Genomic DNA, 15,801 nt, shown 5'->3' on the forward strand with positions numbered 1-15,801 from the left:
AGCGTCGATGTCTGACGCCAACGATCTCGCCAACGTTCTCCAGCGCCTGGAAAGCCTGGAGATCAAGGCCAGCTTTACCGAAGACCTGCTGGACCAGCTGAACATGACCATCTACCAGCAGCAGCAACTGATCGACCGGTTGACGCACGAGGTCATCCAGTTGCGCCAGCAGGCGCCCGAAGGTGGCTCGAACGGCCCGCGCAACCTGCGCGACGAGCTGCCGCCGCATTACTGATCGGATCGCTCGGTCTACGCCCTGACGGACCGCCACGCTGCGTCCGCCAGCTCTGCGCGGTACGTGGTGGGCGAGGGCAGGCCGCCCTGGCCTGCATTGCCTGACAGCCACGCCCTGCAATAGCTCTGCACCGGCCCCATCACCAGCGACGGCATCAGCTCACACGGCAGGTTGCGCAGCGCGCCCGATTGGCGGTGGGGCTCGAACCAGGCCACCAGCGCCTGGTTGCGGCGCCGCGCGGCTTCGGCCAGGTCGGGCGTGCGCGGGCCAGCGGCCACGGCGCCCCGGGACTGGAACATGAACCGGGCCCGCTCTGGCTGCGCCACCACCCAGTCCAGATAGCCGGTGACCAGGGCGTGCACGCCCGCCTCTACGCCCTGGGCGGCATCGAGCTGCGCCTGCACGCTGCGAGACTGGTCGTGAAAGATGTCAAAGAACAGCGCCGCCACGATGCCGTCGCGGTTGCCAAAGTGGTGGTAGATGCTACCCACGCTGGCCCCGCAGCGCGCACGCACGCCGTCGATGGTCACCGCGTCCACGCCGCCTTCGGCCGCACAGGCGAGGGCGGCGTTCAGGATGTCTTGGCGGCGGTCGGTGGGGGCTTCGGCAGAGGATGAAGTGGGAGGCGGGGAATTGCGGCTTGCCATGGAATGGGATTCTAGAATAAAGTTCTAGAAAATACTTCTAGCCCACGCTCCTTCCATGCATTCTTCCTTCATTGCCCCCCCTGCGGCCGCTGCCTCTATGCCCGGCGCCGCCCTGTACCCGCACCTGCTCGCCCCCCTGGACCTGGGGTTCACCACCCTCAAGAATCGCGTGCTCATGGGCTCCATGCACACGGGCCTGGAGGACGGACGCGACCTCTCGCGCATGGCAGCGTACTTCCGTGAGCGGGCCGAGGGCGATGTGGGGCTGATCGTGACGGGCGGCTTTGCGCCCAACATCGCGGGCTGGGCCAAGCCGTTTGCGGGCACGCTGGCGACCTCGGGCGCCGCCAAACGCCACCGCGTGGTGACGGACGCGGTGCACGTTGCGGGCGGCAAGATCGCGCTGCAGATCCTGCACACGGGGCGCTACGCCTACCATCCGCTGGCGGTGGCGCCCTCGCGGCTGCAGTCGCCCATCTCGCCGTTCACACCGTTCGCGCTGTCGGCGCGCGGGGTGGAGCGGCAAATTCGTGCGTTTGTGAACTGTGCCGTGAAAGCGCGCGAGGCGGGCTACGACGGCGTGGAGGTGATGGGATCGGAGGGCTATTTCATCAACCAGTTCCTGTCGCAAACCACCAACCTGCGCACCGACGCCTGGGGCGGCGACTACAGCCACCGCATGCGCCTGCCGGTGGAGATCCTGGCCCGCATGCGCGAGGCCGTTGGCAAGGACTTCATCATCATCTACCGCCTGTCGATGATCGACCTGGTGCCCGGCGGCAGCGCGTGGGACGAGATCGTCACCCTGGGCAAGGCCGTGGCCACGGGCGGGGCGAACATCGTCAACACCGGCATTGGCTGGCACGAGGCGCGGGTGCCCACCATTGCCACCAGCGTGCCGCGCGCAGCGTTTGCCTGGGTCACGCAAAAGATGAAGGCCGAGTTCGCGGCGGCGGGCATCACCACGCCGCTGGTCACGTCCAACCGCATCAACACGCCCGAGGTGGCCGAGCAGGTGCTGGCCGATGGCTGTGCCGACATGGTGTCCATGGCGCGGCCACTGCTGGCCGATGCGGCGTTTGTGAAGAAGGCTGCGCAAGGCCGGGCCGACCGCATCAACACCTGCATTGCATGCAACCAGGCCTGCCTGGACCATGTGTTCCAGAACAAGACCAGCAGTTGTCTGGTGAACCCGCGCGCCTGCCACGAGACCGAACTGGTGTACCGCTCGGTGTCGTCGCGCAAGCGTGTGGCGGTGGTGGGCGCAGGGCCAGCAGGCCTGACCGCCGCCACCGTGGCCGCCGAACGCGGGCACGAGGTGCATCTGTTCGACGCCGCGCCCGCCATCGGTGGTCAGCTCAACATGGCCAAGGTGATTCCTGGCAAGGAAGAGTTCCACGAAATGCTGCGCTACCTGGCCGCGCGGGTGGAGGACACCGGCGTGCAATTGCACCTGAACCAGCGCGTGTTGGCCACCGACCTGGCGGGCTATGACGAGGTGGTGATTGCCACTGGTGTGGAGCCACGCGACCCGAAGATCCCCGGCCAGGACCACCCCAAGGTGCTGAGCTACATCGACGTGCTGCGCCATGGCAAGCCGGTGGGCGAGCGCGTGGCCATCATCGGCGCGGGCGGCATCGGCTTTGACGTGGCCGAATTCTTGACACATGGCGACCACCCTTCCACCACGCTCGATCTGCCCGCCTGGAAGGCCGAGTGGGGCATCACCGACCCGGCCGAGGCGCGCGGTGGTCTGGCGCCCAGCGGCCCGCGCGTCACGCCCCCCGCACGGCAGGTCACGCTGCTGCAGCGCAAGAAGGGCAAGCTCGGCGCGGGCCTGGGCAAGACAACGGGCTGGATCCACCGCACCACGCTCAAGATGAAACAGGTGCAGATGGTGAGCGGCGTGAACTACGAGCGCATTGCCGACGAAGGGCTGCTGGTGTCATACGGCGACAAGCGCGAAGACCCCACCTGGATTGCGTGCGACACCGTGGTGCTGTGCGCGGGGCAGGTGCCCCTCTTCAGCCTGGCGCAGGAACTGGAGGCTGCCGGCCGCAAGCCGCACCGAATTGGTGGCGCGCTGGAAGCGGGCGAGCTGGATGCCAAGCGCGCTATCGACCAGGCGGCGAGGCTGGCGGCGCGTTTGTGAGGGGAGTGCGGCCAGAATCTAAGAAAAATTGGCTGCTAGCGCTTGATAGGTAATCGCTAACAGCTATTATTTTGATAGCAAATGGCTGCTGCCTGGCTATGCGCCTTGATGCGTGGCAGAGCCCTCCAGCGCGTTGAACACCCGCAGCGCTGCCCACGCATCGTTGGCTGCGTAGACCAGTTGGGCCTCAGTCAGCCGGGCGTTGGCCCAGTTCGATGTCGCGGCTTTCTTGGACTTGATGAAGCGCTTGTTGAACAGCACGGCCACGGCGCCTTTCACGCCCATGTCTTTGCGGTAACCACGCTGTCGGAACACGGTGTTGAGCTCCAGCACATCGGCTGGTTGTACGCCCAGTTTGTGCTGGATGCGTTTGGTGTCATCCCCCAGCCCAAAGCCCGCCTTGGTCACGCCGCGCAGGGCCAGCAGCTCGGCCACGCGGGCACGGCAACCGGGGTCGTGCAGCTGGAACACCCAGGCGGTTTCAAGCGTGGCCAGCTGCACGATGTGGGGCCCGTCGGACTGTTCACCCTGCACAAAGGTGGGTTTGGATTCGGTGTCGAACCCCCAGGCGCTGGCCGCTGCCAGAGCATCACAGGCCTTGTCGGCCTGCTCGGGGGTGGCAACAAGGCTGATGCGGTCCATGCCCAGGCGCTCGAAAGGTTCCAGCAGGGCGATCTGGTCTTTGTCGGGGGTGCTGCGGTGGGCGGTGCGCGAAGGCGGGTGGGTGCGCTGGGGAGAGGGAGATGCCGTCATGGGCCCATTGTGCCGTGCCAACTTGGGAACCCCGCTGTGACCCGCGATGGGGGTGCGGCGCGTCTACTGCAGCTACCGCTCTCAGCGCTTGCCCGCCTTGCGCAGGCGGGGCATGTCGGCAAGGTGGGCCAAGGCCTTTTCGCAGTCAGCCACCGTCAACGCCTCCCGTGCAGTCAGCCAGCCTACGCCAAACCAGGCCCGCGGGTCCGTGGCAGCGATGTCTCTGTACAGCGCGCGGGCCACACGTTCATCACCCAGCCGGCCCAGAGCCGTCAGCGCTGGCTGCAGGCTGGCGAGGAACGATTCCCCCTCGGCGTCCAGCGCAGGCGCGACAAATTCCGTCAGGTAGCGCAAACGCTTCAAGCGCTTGCGCAGGCGGTGTTGCTCCTCCACCGGCAGGGCGGCAAAGTCTTGGGAGCCGTGGCGCACCTTGGCGTGCAGGCGGCGCAATCGCTTCTGCAGCAGGCGGCGGGTGTCCTTCGTGGCCAGGGCTTCTTCTGCGGCCGCCGGCGGGGCGTCCTCGCCCTGGGCCGTGAACGCCATGAGGGCGATCAACGCTGCCTGAAACGCTGGCATGCGCACGATGGCGGCGGCGGATGGGGCGGGGGCGTGCCCCGCCGCCACAATCACATCCAGGGCAGGCGCACCCGCATCGCGCAGATCGGCAACGATGGACTGCAGGGCTTGGCCCTGGTCGCGCAGTTGGCCCAGGCGCTGGAACACCTCCACCAGCGGCGGCTCCCAGGCGGGGTCGAATGCGCCGGGTGCCAACGGCGCCAACTCGCGCAAGGCGGTGCGTAAGCGGCGGATGCCGATGCGCAACTGGTGCACATGCTCTTCATCGACCCCGCCTTCGACGATCTCGCTGGCGTTGGCCAGGATCTGGTGGAGGCAATGGGCCACTGCCGCGCGCTGCAACGCGCGCCCGTTCAGGAAGTGCTTTGGGAGGCCACTGGCCTTCATCGGGGTGGCCTTGGTGGCGGGCCGGGCCCACTGCGGGGCCAGCAGACGCTCGCCTCGCTCTGCCTTGGACACCGTACTCAGAAACAGCCTATGCCGCGTGGCCCACCGGGTGGCGATGGCCGCCAGGCCCGCCAGCGGGCCGGCCTTGAGTTCCAGCTCCAGCTCGCAGATGCGGGCCTCTTTCTGCTGCGGCGTGCCGCGATGGGCGATGACCCGGCCGATGTCCAGAGCCAACTCCACCACACCGCCCTTGAAGGCGATGTCCCGTGTCACGCGGTCCATCTCGGTGCCGTAGGTTTCGGTCAGAGGGCCGCTGGCGGCCCGCAGAGCACCCAGCAGCCGTGTGCCCGCCACGGTGCCTGCGTGCAACTCAGGCTGGGGCTCTGGGGCAGGGCTTGTGGCGTGGCCCCGGTCCACGTTGTGCTCCTCGCGGTCCAGCGGTCCGTTGCCCAGGGCCTTGACGGTTTGCACCCACTGGTCGCCCTCGCGGCGCAGCCGAAAAGCAATGCCACGCGACGACAGCGCTGCATCGGGCGTATCGAAGTAGCGGGCCTCCATACGGATGTGCGCGTGTGTGCCCCTGCGCGCGGCGGCCTGCACCGCAGCCAGGCGCTCTGGGGGGATGCAGAACTTGAACTCGATTTCCACGAAGACGGCGCCTGGTGGTGGGGGCGGCAGAGCCTGCCGGTAAAAGATTAATAGAAATCCCAGTGAATGATTTTAAAGGCGAAAACCATGAGTGCCAGATTATTGCTGCAAGGGTGCGGACGATGAAATCAGGCTCATGCCCAGCGGAGTGCCATTTTTATCGCGGATGGAGGTAATTGCCTTGAAAGCCGATGCCTGAACCCGGTCTGGTAATCGAACAAAATTGTTTTCATGGACGAGGGTATCGCCATTGAGAAACGACCAGATAATGAATTTGAGGGCCAGGGTGGTTTGCTCTGGATTTTGAGTGACTTTGGGGAACACCACAAACGTGCCCATGGTGATGGGCCACACGGCTTTGCCGGGTTTTTGTGTCAGTGTATTGTGGAAGGCCCCGGTGGCTGGCCACTCGCTGTTGGCCAGTGCGGATTTGAAAGCGTCGATGGAGGGTTTCACAAAAACACCTTCGGCATTTTTCATCTGCACCGATGCCAGGCCATATTCGGCCACATACCCAAAATCCACATAACCGATGGCACCCGCCGTGTCGCGCACACCCTTGGCCACCCCATCGCTCCCCTTGAAGGCCAGAAATCCTTCGGGCCATTGGATGCTTGTCTTGGCTCCGTGGGAAGCCTTCCATTTCGGGCTGACCTTGCCCAGGTAATCGGCGAAGTTGTAGGTGGTACCCGAGCCGTCGGCACGCACAACCACCTTGATGGGCATGTCGGGCAGCGGAGTCTCGGGGTTCAGCGCGGTGATCTCGGGGGCATTCCAGCGGCTGATTTCGCCCAGGAAGATGCGGCTGAGCACCTCGCCCGTCAGGCGCAGCTGTGCGTTTTGGACTTTGGGCAGGTTGACGATGGGGCTGATGCCGGTGATGGCCACGGGCAGTGCGAGCAAGCCGTGTTCGATGAGGTCCTTGTCAGGCGGGTAGACATCGGTGGCTCCGAAGCCCACGGCCTGTTGCTGGATCTTTTTCATGCCTGCGCTGGAGCCCACCGGGTCGTAGTCCACTCTGGAGCCGGTGGCTTTGGCGTAGGCCTTGGCCCAGCTGCGGTAGATGGGGGCTGCGGCCGACGAGCCCGCGCCCGTTACGGCTTGTGCCCTGGCCTGGTCCGCCTGTAGCAGTGCAAGTGCCAGCATGAATACGGTATAGATATATTTCATGGATTTTTGTGTGTTGGTTTTAATTAATAAGGATGTGGCTGTGAAATTCTGACCATGGGCCTATGCCCGGCAGGGACATCGGAGTGATTTATGAAGTCTCAGCTTGTCAAAGCGGCGCCGATTTTAACCATTGGAATGAATGGGGAATGTTTATCCCATCGTCATTATTTTGTCATTTGAAACAATTAGTATCAGCCGCGGCAGACGTAGACCTTGCTGGCAAGGCGTGCGCGCCAGTTGATGCGGTGGCAATGCCCCCGGCTGCCCACCCAGTGAACCTTCATGAGAGATTCAGATGCTTCAAAAAATCAAGATTGGCACCCGGCTGGCGCTGGCGTTTGCAGTGCTTTTGCTGCTGATTTCTGCACTGGCTGCGGGGGGCATCAGCGGTGCCAAGCGCCTGACCGAGCGCAGCGCGGCGCTGTATGGTGACCGCACGGTGCCCCTGGGCGTGCTGGCAGAGATCAGCCACCTCACGCAGCGCAACCGGGTGCTGGTGATGGACATGCTGATGGACCCGGGTACCAGCAACCTGCAGGCCAGCCACGCCGCGTTGACTGCCAACGTGGAGCGCATCCACGCGCTGTGGACGGCGTATTCCGGCAAGGCGCTGGGTGCTGAGGAGCAAGGTCTGGCGCAGGCCTTTGCCGATGCCAATGCCACCTACCTGGACAAGGGTCTCATCCCGGCTGCCTCGGCATTGGTGGCAGGCAAGTACGACGATGGTTCCGAGCTTTATATCAACCAGATCCGCCCCAATGCGGCCAAGGTGCAGGACGCCATCGAGAAGCTGGTAGCCCTGCAGATCAACGTGGCGGCGGCAGAGTTTGCCGGCGCACGGGAGATGAGCAACACCATTCACTGGTGGATGCTGGCGGCCACCGGGCTGGCCCTGGTGGCGGGCGCTGCGATGGCGTGGGTTATCACCCGTTCAATCTCGCGCCCTTTGCGCCAGGCGGTGGTGCTGGCCCGCACGGTGGCGGGTGGCGATCTGAGCGCACAGATCGATGTGCGCGGCACGGATGAAACCGCAGAATTGCTGGGCGCCCTGCGGGAGATGAACCACCAGCTGGTGCGCGTGATCACCGAGGTGCGCTCCAGCACCGAGACGGTGGCGCAGGAGGCCGTGCTGATTGCGGGCGGCACCGAAGACCTGGCGCGCCGTACCGAGGTGCAGGCGTCCAATCTCCAGGAGACGGCCGCCTCGATGGAGCAGCTCACCATCACCGTGCAACACAACACGGACAACGCCCACCGCGCCACCGAGCTGGCCCAAGAGGCCGCCAAGGTGGCCAACGAGGGCGGCAGTGTGATGCGCGACGTGATCACCACCATGCAGGAGATCAGCGTGCAGTCGCAAAAGGTCACCGACATCATCAAGGTGATTGATGACATCGCGTTCCAGACCAACCTGCTGGCCCTCAATGCGGCGGTGGAGGCGGCCCGCGCGGGTGAGCAGGGACGCGGCTTTGCCGTGGTGGCGGGCGAGGTGCGTGGACTGTCCCAGCGCAGCAGCACGGCCGCCCGCGAGATTCGGGGCCTGATTGCCGCCAGTGTGCGTGGTGTGGAGCGCGGGTCCACCCTGGTGGGCCAGGCGGGCGAGCGGGTGGCCAGCACCGTGCAGCGCGTGGACGAGGTGATGGTACTCATCAGCGAGATCAAGGACGCGGGGCAGGAGCAGGCCCGCGGCATTGCGCAGATCGGCGAAGCCGTGCGGCAGCTGGACGCCGCCACGCAGAAAAATGCCGCGCTGGTGGACGACAGTTCGTCGGCATCCACCGGCATGAAGAACCAGGTTAGGCGCCTGCTGGAGGTCGTTCACCAGTTCAGGCTGGCGCCTGACGGCGCTGGGGATGCCTTCGAAGGAGGCTACCGAGGTACGCAGCCACTGCCTGCCCTGCCAGCAAGGGCTTCATCCCCCAAGCAATTGTCCCTGGCACCCCGCTGACTGGACGCACAGGACCGGTGCGGTGCAGGTCATCAGATTCTTTTGCTATGGGGAAGATGCTCCATGAACCGCACAGACGTACTCATCGCCATTGCCGAGATTGCGCGGACGGGCGGTGCCTCTGCGCCCGAAGACGCCATCTCGCAACTGGCCGTGATCATCGATGGCCTGGAGCTGTCGAGCAGCGGCTCCGAACAGGTGATGGAGATGCTGCTACGGATTGCCGCCTGCCTGTGGAACCTGCAGCAGGAACGCATGCGTTGGTAAGGCGCAGCCGCAGATAGGTTACTGGGCTACTTGGCCATTCGGCTGTTCGCCCAAGGGTTCCAGCGAAGCGATCTGGTCGCGCCCCTGGTTTTTGGCCAGGTACAGAGCCTGGTCGGCGCGGTCGAGCATGTCGCGTAGGCTGCGGTCTGCCTGGCGGAAGGTGCTCAGGCCCAGGCTGGCTGTGATGCCGTAGGCGTGGCCTGCCTCGTCGCTCAGTTGCAGGGCGCGAACGCCATGCAGGATGCGTTTCGCCACTTCCAGGCCCTCGGCCATGCTGGTCAGCGGCAGCAGCACGCCAAACTCTTCGCCGCCCAGTCGGCCCACGGTGTCGCTGGCGCGCAGCTGGTTTTTGACGGCCTGTGCAAACGCCACCAGGGCGCGGTCGCCTTCCAGGTGGCCAAAACGGTCGTTGATGGATTTGAAATGGTCCAGGTCCAGCATCAGCAGCGTGAGCGGCTCGCCATTGCTGCGTGAATGGGCATACACCGACTCGGCACATTCCAGAAATGCGCGGCGGTTGGCCATGCCGGTGAGCATGTCGGTGGTGGCCAGGCGCTGCAGCTCGCGCTCCAGGTTCTTGCGCTGCGTCACGTCGCGGTAAATGCCCTCCACCCCTGCGAAATTGCCAGCATGGTCGTACAAGGCGTGGCTGCTGATGGAGATGTCGATCACGGTGCCGTCGCGCCGCACCATCTGGCCCGGAAAATCCGACACCTCGCCATGCTCCATGATGGCGGCCTTGAACGCGTCTCTGTCAGTGCTTTGCGGGTAGTACGACTCGGCCGTGCGGCCCTCGATTTCGTGGGGCTCGTAGCCCAGCACCCGGCGCACGCCAGGGCCCACATGTTGCACGATGCCCTGGGCATCGGTGCGGTAGTAGACGTCCTGCATGTTCTCAAAAAGGCGACGGAAGTTCTGCTCGCTCTCGCGCAGCTGGGCCTCGATCTCGCTCTGGTGGGTCATGTCCAGACCACACATCAGCACGGCGGGGGCTCCGTTCCACTCCACAGCCACGCTGCTGATGAGCACCATGCTCAGGTTGCCCTGCAGTGTGCGGATGCGAAATTCAGACGATTTGTTGGGCCGGCCGCCCTGTTCGGGCACAGCGACCTGCTGGATGCGGTTGGTAGAGCGCACCTGGTCCATGGGATGCACAAAATCGCCCGAGAGGCGGCCGATCAGGCTATCGGTGCTGGGCGCTTCCAGCAGCGCCATGCTGGCAGCGTTGGCAAAGCGGATGGCGCCCTCCTGCGTGACGAGCACGGCCGCTGGCAGTGTGTGCAGCAGACTGAGGTCGTGGAACATCGGGCTTGGCAGTAACCAAAAGTAATGCACCATTGTGGCACTGGGGTGCCCGGCTGGGAATCCATATCTGTCACAGGCGGTACCATCACCCATGAGAAAAACTTTCCAACTCCATGTTGAAGGCAAGAACCGGGACCGCGTTCTGGATGCCGTCAAGCACGAAATCCGCAAGTACATCAAGCGCGAACGGCGCCGCGACCTGCCCGAAGGCGCTGATTTTTGGGACTTTGACTGCCAGTTTGGTCGCACCAAGGAAGACGCCACCGTGGCGCACCTGTCGGCCTTGACCGGGCTGATCAACGGTGTGGCCGCTGAGGGCGGAGCGCAGTTCTATGTCGAGATTCTGGCCAAGCCCGCCAAGCGCACGCCACGGGCGCCGGGCGTGCCGCAAGGCGCTGATGCGGATGGCATGGACGACGGCGACGAAGAGGTCTGAGACTGAGGCTGCTTGGGCGGCCGCCCTTCACGGCGCTTCCAAAGGCTCCTTTCAGGAGCCTTTTTTATGGGCGGCGGAGGGCGATTCCGGAGCTACCGCTGCTGCTGCGCGCAGCTTGTCCTTTTTGCTGGGCCGCTTGCCCTTGATGCCGCCGGTGCCCTGGGGATCTGCGGATGACGCGGGCGCAGGGGCCTCGGTGGGGTCAAAACCCGCAATGTGTTCGCGCGGGATGGTGAGGTGCTGACGTTTTTCGATGAGGCGGAAATGTGCTTCGGCATCGGCCGTCACAAAGCTCACGGCCACACCGCTCTCGCCCGCGCGGCCCGTGCGGCCGATGCGGTGCACATAGTCCACGGCCGAGCGTGGCAGGTCGTAATTGACCACCGCAGGCAACTGCGCAATGTCGATGCCGCGTGCGGCCAGGTCGGTGGTCACCACCACCTGCCAGCGTTCATCCTTGAACTCCTGCAGCACCTGTTTGCGCGCGCCCTGGCTCAGGCCGCCGTGGAAGGGTGTGGCAAAGATACCCGCTTTGTAGAGCTTTTCGGCCACATGCTCGGCAGCGTATTGCGTGGCCACAAACACCAGCACGCGCGACCAGTTGTGCTCCTTGACCAGATAGCGCAGCAGCTGGGTGCGGCGCACGGCGTCCACCGCAATGGCCCGTTGCTCGATGGCCGGTTCGTTGCCGGGCGTGTGGGGCACCTCCACGCGCAACGGGTTGTTCAGCAGGCCATCGGCCAGCGCTTGCACGGCGGCAGGGAAGGTGGCCGAGAAGAACAGGTTCTGCCGCTGCGCAGGCAGCAGCGCCAGCACGCGCTGCAGTTCTTCGGCAAAGCCCAGGTCCAGCAGGCGGTCGGCCTCGTCCAGCACCAGGTGCGCCACGGCCGACAGGCGCAGCGCGTTGTGGTCTACCAGGTCCAGCAGGCGGCCCGGCGTGGCCACCACAATGTCGGCGCCGCCACGCAGGCCCAGCATTTGCGGGTTGATCGAGACGCCGCCGAACACAATGGCCACTTTCAGCGGCTGCTGCAGGTGCTGTGCCAGGCTGCGCAGCACCTCTCCCACCTGGGCGGCCAGCTCGCGCGTGGGCACCAGCACCAGGGCGCGCACCCGGCGTGGGCCGCCGGTGGCGCTCAGCTGCAGCTGCTGCAGCAAGGGCAAGGCAAAAGCGGCTGTCTTGCCCGAACCCGTCTGGGCGGCTCCCAGCAGATCAGCCCCCTGCAGGATGGCCGGGATGGCCCCCGCCTGGATGGGCGTGGGCGCTACAAAACCCGCTTTTTCTGCAGCGTGGACAAGGGCAGGGGACAAACCGAGGGAGGCAAAGGGCATGGAGGCAGCGCTGGGGCGGCGTTGAAAGGGGGACGCACAACAGCGCGAACGGTGGGAAGGGATGGGGCGATTGTCGCCGCAGTTGCTGCCGAAGCCCCTGCACGCGCGCCAGGCAGTCAAGGCCGTGGTGCGCAGGGCCTGGCTGCGCGCGCCATCACCCTGATAATTGGGCCACCGGTGGTTCGCCGGTTTTTCCTTTGTTTCCCAAGCACCATGGCCCTCACCCTTGACTCCTCTGCCATCACCCACGGCATCCAGCTGGCGGTGGCCCCCGTGTTTTTGCTCACGGCCGTGTCCGGCATGATTGGCGCTGTGGCGGGCCGGTTGGCCCGCATCATCGACCGGGCCCGCGTGGTGGAAGACCGCGCCCGCGCCAACACCGAGCCCGAGTTTCTGGCCCGCGCCTACAACGAACTGGCCGACTTGCGGCTGCGTGGGCGGCTGGCCAATGGCTGCATCGGGCTGCTCACGTTCTGTGCGTTCCTGATCGGCATCACCATCATCCTGCTGTTCCTCGGCGAGACCACCAACTTCCAGTCCAACCGCTTGGCCGTGGCGGGTTTTCTGGCGGGGGTGGTGTCGTTTTTGCTGGCGCTGGTGTGTTTTTTGACCGAGACCATGCTGGCCACCCGGCTGCTCAACTTTCACATGCTGCAGCAAGAGGTGGAAGGAAAAAAGCCATGAAGTCGTTGGCTGACCTGGGCGGCCTGGTGTATTCCACCGAGTCCGGCCGCATGTGCCCCGGCTGCCGCCAGCCCGTGGCGCAGTGTACCGGCCATCAGAACAAACCTTTGCCCACCGGAGATGGCATCGTGCGGGTGTCGCGTGAAACCAAGGGCCGGGGCGGCAAGGCTGTGACCCTGGTCAAGGGCGTGCTGGTGGACGCGGCCGCACTGGAGCAGCTGGGCAAGCAACTCAAAGCCGCCTGCGGCAGTGGCGGCACGGTGAAAGACGGCGTGATCGAAGTGCAGGGCGACCATGTGGAGCGCGTGATGGCCGCACTGCAAAAGCTGGGCCACAAGGTCAAGCGGGCAGGCGGCTGAGGAGGGCTGTCCGATGGACTCGGAAAAATTGCAGCGCCTGGTCACCACCGAGATGCCCTACGGCAAATACAAAGGCACGCTGTTGGCCGACCTGCCGGGCAACTACCTGAACTGGTTTGCGCGCGAGGGCTTCCCCAAAGGCGAGCTGGGGCAATTGCTGGCGCTGATGCACGAGATTGACCACAATGGGCTGTCGGACCTGCTCAAGCCGTTGCGAGGGGCCGGTGCTGCAAAGGTCTGATCCGCAAGTCACCTGCTATGCCCGGTTGATCCGGGTGCTTGTGCCTTGTCGGGTGCAGGCCACAGTCCACTGGAGCGCCACAGCATGGTGACGATCATCGCCAGCGCAATTAGCAGCGGGCGCACCACGCCGGCGTCCAGCTGCCCGTTGGTCGCGGCCTGCAAAGGGCCGACCACATAGCGCAGCATTTCAGGCAGGGCCGCGAGCAGCACTGCGCCCAACACCACGCCCGGGATATGGCCCATGCCCCCAAACACCACCATGGCCACGATGAGCACGGACTCGTTCAGGCTGAAGGCTTCGGGCGAAACAAAGCCCTGGAAAGCAGCAAACATGGCACCGGTGATTCCGCCAAAGCTGGCCCCCACGCCAAAAGCCAGCAGCTTGAGATTGCGGGTATTGATGCCCATGGACCGCGCGGCAGTCTCGTCGTCGCGGATGGCCATCCAAGCGCGGCCAATGCGTGAATCCTGAAGGCGCTGGCAAATCACGATGGTGATCAGCACCAGAGTCAGGAACAGGTAGTAGTAGAGGGTGACGGAGGCTACTTCGTGGCCTGCCACGACCAGGGGCTGGCCCAGGTCCACTCCCAGGATGCGGACCGGGTCAATCAGCCCCAGGCCCTGGGCGCCGTGGGTGATGTTGACCGGGTGGCCCAGGTTGATGACCAGCAGGCGCACGATCTCGCCAAAGCCCAGCGTGACCACCGCCAGGTAGTCACCGCGCAGCCTCAGCGTGGGCGCCCCCAGCAGCATGCCCAGGATGGCGGCCAGCGGGATGGTCACCCACCAGGGGGTGTGCAGCCCGTTCGGGAACAGCGCCGCGATCCAGGCAAAGTGGTCGGTCAGGTGCGGTGAGGTCAGTAACGCGAACAGGTAGGCGCCCAGGGCGTAGAAGGCGACGTAGCCCAGGTCCAGCAGGCCCGCATAGCCCACCACGACGTTCAGGCCCAGCGCCAGCATCACGTACAGCAGGCTGGTGTCTGCGACACGCACCCAGTGGTGTCCGAGGCTTTGCAGCACCAGGGGCAGCAGGAGCAGTATGGCTGCCAGGCCTGCGCGCCTGGCATGCCGTGCGGAGAGCGTTTTCATGGGCAAGGATGGGTGATGGCGCGGTGCATGAAGCGCCATTGGCCCTGCAGCGCGGCGGGCACCTCGGTGCCTTCGTAGGCCGCACAGTCGGTAAAGCCGTGGGCTTCGTAGAGACAGTGCGCAGCCTGCATGAACAAGGCGGTGTCCAGGCAGATGCGGGTGTATCCCCAAAGACGGGCGTCGGCGAGCAGCCTGCGCAGTGCGGACGACCCGAGCTGCATGCCCCGGTAGGCAGGGCGGACATACAGGCGCTTGATCTCGGCGGTGTTGCCGCCCAGGCTACGTAGGCCACACATGCCGGCGGCTTCGCCATCGACCTCCATCAGATAGAAAACGCTGCCCGGTGTGCGCCCGGCGCAGAGCGCCTGAATCACGTCGGCGTTGCCTTCAGTGTGGGGCTGTCCCGCATCGCGGGTGGGAAGGGCGGAAAAGCTCCGCGCCATCTCGCCGTATACCCAGGCTAGGTATTCAGCTTGCAGGCCAAGCAGCGAATCGTGGACAGCACAGGGACTGCCGACTGCGGCGCGAATGAACAACGGAGTGGGCATGGTGCGGGTTTTGTGGACTTGGCAAAGGTTAAACTGGCCTGAATGGTGGAAAAAGTAACTCCCATTCCTTTCATTGCGGACCAAATCGCTTGAATTGACCGTATCAAGCAATCACGTGAGGGCAGATGGACAAGCTCAGCGGCATGTTGGCCTTTGTCAAAACGGCGGAACTTGGCAGCTTTGTGGCGGCAGGACGGGCGCTCGCGATATCCGCGTCTGCCGTGGGCAAGGGCGTGGCGCGGCTGGAGCAGGAGGTGGGTGTGCGGCTCTTGCAGCGCAGTACCCGGCGCATCCAGCTCACGGCAGAGGGACATCTGTTTCACGAACGCTGTCGGCGCATCCTGGATGACCTGGACGATGCGCAGGCCATGCTGTCCTTGTCGCGCGAGGCCCCCCGTGGGCGGCTGCGGGTGAGCGCGCCCATCGTGGGGTACCACTTCCTGATCCCCCTGGTGCCGGAGTTTCTGACCCGCCACCCAGAGGTGGAACTGGACATCAATTTCAGCGACCGCGCGGTCGATCTGATCGACGAGGGCATTGACGTGGCCATCCGCAGCGGTGACCTGCGCGACTCCCGCCTTGTCTCGCGCCCGTTGCAGGCCTTCCGGCTGCTGTTATGCGCAGCCCCGGCCTACCTGACGCGCCATGGCACGCCTGCGGCCATGCGCGATCTGGAACAGCACGCCTGCGTGCGGTTTCGCCATCCGGACTCCGGCAAGCTGCTCGATTGGCCTTGGCGCGAGGGCGTGGCCAGCGCCGAGCCGCGCCTGCGCACCGTACTTGCCTGCAACAACATCGAGGCGGTTCTGGGCGCCACGTTGCGCGGGCTCGGGATTGCCTGTCTGCCCGACTTTCTGGTGCGTGATGCCCTGGCCGATGGCCGGTTGGTCAGTGTGCTGGAGCAGGACATGGGCCCCAGCCGCCAGTTCCGCGCGCTGTGGCCATCCAGCAGGCATTTGTCCCCCAAGGTGCGTGTGTTTGTGGACCACCTGGGGGCGCGGCTGTCCGGCCCGCCATAATCG

At 65.1% G+C, this 15,801-nt stretch carries 17 protein-coding genes; 9 read left to right on the forward strand and 8 right to left on the reverse strand.

Going from position 1 to position 15,801, the window contains the following annotated elements; genetic code table 11:
• The first annotated feature begins 7 nt into the window (after window positions 1–7).
• The gene (locus tag C8C94_RS02930) at window positions 8–235 is read left to right on the forward strand and encodes a SlyX family protein (RefSeq protein ID WP_015014770.1); all 228 of its coding nucleotides are present in this window, start codon (window positions 8–10) and stop codon (window positions 233–235) included.
• Between the two features lie 14 nt (window positions 236–249).
• On the opposite strand, the gene C8C94_RS02935 is transcribed toward C8C94_RS02930, so the two are convergent.
• Entirely contained in the window at window positions 250–882 is a 633-nt protein-coding gene (locus C8C94_RS02935; RefSeq protein ID WP_121419647.1) for a TetR/AcrR family transcriptional regulator, read from the reverse strand.
• Window positions 883–979: 97 nt separating this feature from the next.
• Here C8C94_RS02935 and C8C94_RS02940 point away from each other — a divergent pair, with 97 nt between their 5' ends.
• Complete coding sequence (locus C8C94_RS02940; RefSeq protein WP_121419648.1) at window positions 980–3,034, forward strand: NADPH-dependent 2,4-dienoyl-CoA reductase; 2,055 nt, start codon at window positions 980–982, stop codon at window positions 3,032–3,034.
• A gap of 96 nt (window positions 3,035–3,130) precedes the next feature.
• Here C8C94_RS02940 and C8C94_RS02945 read toward each other — a convergent pair whose 3' ends face one another.
• From C8C94_RS02945 to pstS, 3 genes are all read right to left on the reverse strand, one after another.
• On the reverse strand, window positions 3,131–3,787 hold the full coding sequence (locus C8C94_RS02945; RefSeq protein WP_121419649.1) for a 3'-5' exonuclease: 657 nt from the start codon (window positions 3,785–3,787) through the stop codon (window positions 3,131–3,133).
• Between the two features lie 81 nt (window positions 3,788–3,868).
• The gene (locus tag C8C94_RS02950) at window positions 3,869–5,398 is read right to left on the reverse strand and encodes a CYTH and CHAD domain-containing protein (RefSeq protein ID WP_121419650.1); all 1,530 of its coding nucleotides are present in this window, start codon (window positions 5,396–5,398) and stop codon (window positions 3,869–3,871) included.
• 99 nt (window positions 5,399–5,497) lie between these two features.
• The gene (gene pstS / locus C8C94_RS02955) at window positions 5,498–6,568 is read right to left on the reverse strand and encodes a phosphate ABC transporter substrate-binding protein PstS (RefSeq protein WP_121419651.1); all 1,071 of its coding nucleotides are present in this window, start codon (window positions 6,566–6,568) and stop codon (window positions 5,498–5,500) included.
• Window positions 6,569–6,863: 295 nt separating this feature from the next.
• Between pstS and C8C94_RS02960 the strand changes: the two genes are divergently transcribed.
• Together C8C94_RS02960 and C8C94_RS02965 are read left to right on the forward strand one after the other, a co-directional pair.
• Window positions 6,864–8,516 (forward strand): methyl-accepting chemotaxis protein, encoded by a 1,653-nt coding sequence (locus C8C94_RS02960; RefSeq protein WP_121419652.1) that lies wholly within the window; start codon window positions 6,864–6,866, stop codon window positions 8,514–8,516.
• Between the two features lie 63 nt (window positions 8,517–8,579).
• A complete protein-coding gene (locus C8C94_RS02965) occupies window positions 8,580–8,783 on the forward strand; it encodes a hypothetical protein (RefSeq protein ID WP_055402288.1) in 204 nt (67 codons plus the stop codon).
• 18 nt (window positions 8,784–8,801) lie between these two features.
• Here C8C94_RS02965 and C8C94_RS02970 read toward each other — a convergent pair whose 3' ends face one another.
• The gene (locus tag C8C94_RS02970) at window positions 8,802–10,088 is read right to left on the reverse strand and encodes a sensor domain-containing diguanylate cyclase (protein WP_121419653.1); all 1,287 of its coding nucleotides are present in this window, start codon (window positions 10,086–10,088) and stop codon (window positions 8,802–8,804) included.
• A 91-nt stretch (window positions 10,089–10,179) separates the two neighbouring features.
• On the opposite strand from C8C94_RS02970, the gene C8C94_RS02975 reads away from it, so the two are divergent.
• Window positions 10,180–10,524, forward strand: coding sequence for a DUF6172 family protein (locus C8C94_RS02975; RefSeq protein ID WP_121419654.1), 345 nt, complete (start codon window positions 10,180–10,182; stop codon window positions 10,522–10,524).
• A gap of 51 nt (window positions 10,525–10,575) precedes the next feature.
• On the opposite strand, the gene C8C94_RS02980 is transcribed toward C8C94_RS02975, so the two are convergent.
• Entirely contained in the window at window positions 10,576–11,856 is a 1,281-nt protein-coding gene (locus C8C94_RS02980) for a DEAD/DEAH box helicase (protein WP_121419655.1), read from the reverse strand.
• Between the two features lie 213 nt (window positions 11,857–12,069).
• On the opposite strand from C8C94_RS02980, the gene C8C94_RS02985 reads away from it, so the two are divergent.
• Genes C8C94_RS02985 through C8C94_RS02995 form a run of 3 tightly spaced genes read left to right on the forward strand, consistent with a single transcriptional unit; the run spans window position 12,070 to window position 13,140 of the window.
• A complete protein-coding gene (locus tag C8C94_RS02985) occupies window positions 12,070–12,540 on the forward strand; it encodes a DUF2721 domain-containing protein (protein WP_121419656.1) in 471 nt (156 codons plus the stop codon).
• Window positions 12,537–12,899 (forward strand): translation initiation factor Sui1, encoded by a 363-nt coding sequence (locus C8C94_RS02990; protein WP_121419657.1) that lies wholly within the window; start codon window positions 12,537–12,539, stop codon window positions 12,897–12,899. Before C8C94_RS02985 ends, C8C94_RS02990 begins: the two co-directional genes overlap by 4 nt.
• A 13-nt stretch (window positions 12,900–12,912) precedes the next feature.
• Window positions 12,913–13,140 (forward strand): DUF3820 family protein, encoded by a 228-nt coding sequence (locus C8C94_RS02995; RefSeq protein ID WP_121419658.1) that lies wholly within the window; start codon window positions 12,913–12,915, stop codon window positions 13,138–13,140.
• Window positions 13,141–13,148: 8 nt separating this feature from the next.
• Here C8C94_RS02995 and C8C94_RS03000 read toward each other — a convergent pair whose 3' ends face one another.
• Complete coding sequence (locus C8C94_RS03000) at window positions 13,149–14,231, reverse strand: branched-chain amino acid ABC transporter permease (RefSeq protein WP_121419659.1); 1,083 nt, start codon at window positions 14,229–14,231, stop codon at window positions 13,149–13,151.
• The gene (locus C8C94_RS03005; RefSeq protein WP_199731165.1) at window positions 14,228–14,779 is read right to left on the reverse strand and encodes a GNAT family N-acetyltransferase; all 552 of its coding nucleotides are present in this window, start codon (window positions 14,777–14,779) and stop codon (window positions 14,228–14,230) included. The genes C8C94_RS03000 and C8C94_RS03005 overlap by 4 nt, the downstream gene beginning before the upstream one ends.
• A gap of 125 nt (window positions 14,780–14,904) precedes the next feature.
• Between C8C94_RS03005 and C8C94_RS03010 the strand changes: the two genes are divergently transcribed.
• Window positions 14,905–15,798, forward strand: a complete 894-nt coding sequence (locus C8C94_RS03010) for a LysR family transcriptional regulator (RefSeq protein WP_121419660.1) — start codon at window positions 14,905–14,907, stop codon at window positions 15,796–15,798.
• The last annotated feature ends 3 nt before the right edge of the window (window positions 15,799–15,801 follow it).

This window comes from Acidovorax sp. 94 (assembly GCF_003634645.1).
Lineage (GTDB): Bacteria > Pseudomonadota > Gammaproteobacteria > Burkholderiales > Burkholderiaceae_C > Acidovorax > Acidovorax facilis.

Excerpts from the sequence above, each read along its gene's own strand:
- C8C94_RS02985 (WP_121419656.1), top strand. The coding sequence starts at position 12,070 with ATGGCCCTCACCCTTGACTCCTCTGCCATCACCCACGGCATCCAGCTG.
- C8C94_RS02945 (WP_121419649.1), bottom strand. The coding sequence starts at position 3,787 with ATGACGGCATCTCCCTCTCCCCAGCGCACCCACCCGCCTTCGCGCACC.
- C8C94_RS02965 (WP_055402288.1), top strand. The coding sequence starts at position 8,580 with ATGAACCGCACAGACGTACTCATCGCCATTGCCGAGATTGCGCGGACG.
- C8C94_RS02930 (WP_015014770.1), top strand. The coding sequence starts at position 8 with ATGTCTGACGCCAACGATCTCGCCAACGTTCTCCAGCGCCTGGAAAGC.
- C8C94_RS02935 (WP_121419647.1), bottom strand. The coding sequence starts at position 882 with ATGGCAAGCCGCAATTCCCCGCCTCCCACTTCATCCTCTGCCGAAGCC.
- C8C94_RS02995 (WP_121419658.1), top strand. The coding sequence starts at position 12,913 with ATGGACTCGGAAAAATTGCAGCGCCTGGTCACCACCGAGATGCCCTAC.
- C8C94_RS03000 (WP_121419659.1), bottom strand. The coding sequence starts at position 14,231 with ATGAAAACGCTCTCCGCACGGCATGCCAGGCGCGCAGGCCTGGCAGCC.
- C8C94_RS02970 (WP_121419653.1), bottom strand. The coding sequence starts at position 10,088 with ATGTTCCACGACCTCAGTCTGCTGCACACACTGCCAGCGGCCGTGCTC.
- C8C94_RS02980 (WP_121419655.1), bottom strand. The coding sequence starts at position 11,856 with ATGCCCTTTGCCTCCCTCGGTTTGTCCCCTGCCCTTGTCCACGCTGCA.
- C8C94_RS03005 (WP_199731165.1), bottom strand. The coding sequence starts at position 14,779 with ATGCCCACTCCGTTGTTCATTCGCGCCGCAGTCGGCAGTCCCTGTGCT.
- C8C94_RS02940 (WP_121419648.1), top strand. The coding sequence starts at position 980 with ATGCCCGGCGCCGCCCTGTACCCGCACCTGCTCGCCCCCCTGGACCTG.
- C8C94_RS02960 (WP_121419652.1), top strand. The coding sequence starts at position 6,864 with ATGCTTCAAAAAATCAAGATTGGCACCCGGCTGGCGCTGGCGTTTGCA.
- C8C94_RS02975 (WP_121419654.1), top strand. The coding sequence starts at position 10,180 with ATGAGAAAAACTTTCCAACTCCATGTTGAAGGCAAGAACCGGGACCGC.
- C8C94_RS03010 (WP_121419660.1), top strand. The coding sequence starts at position 14,905 with ATGGACAAGCTCAGCGGCATGTTGGCCTTTGTCAAAACGGCGGAACTT.
- pstS (WP_121419651.1), bottom strand. The coding sequence starts at position 6,568 with ATGAAATATATCTATACCGTATTCATGCTGGCACTTGCACTGCTACAG.
- C8C94_RS02990 (WP_121419657.1), top strand. The coding sequence starts at position 12,537 with ATGAAGTCGTTGGCTGACCTGGGCGGCCTGGTGTATTCCACCGAGTCC.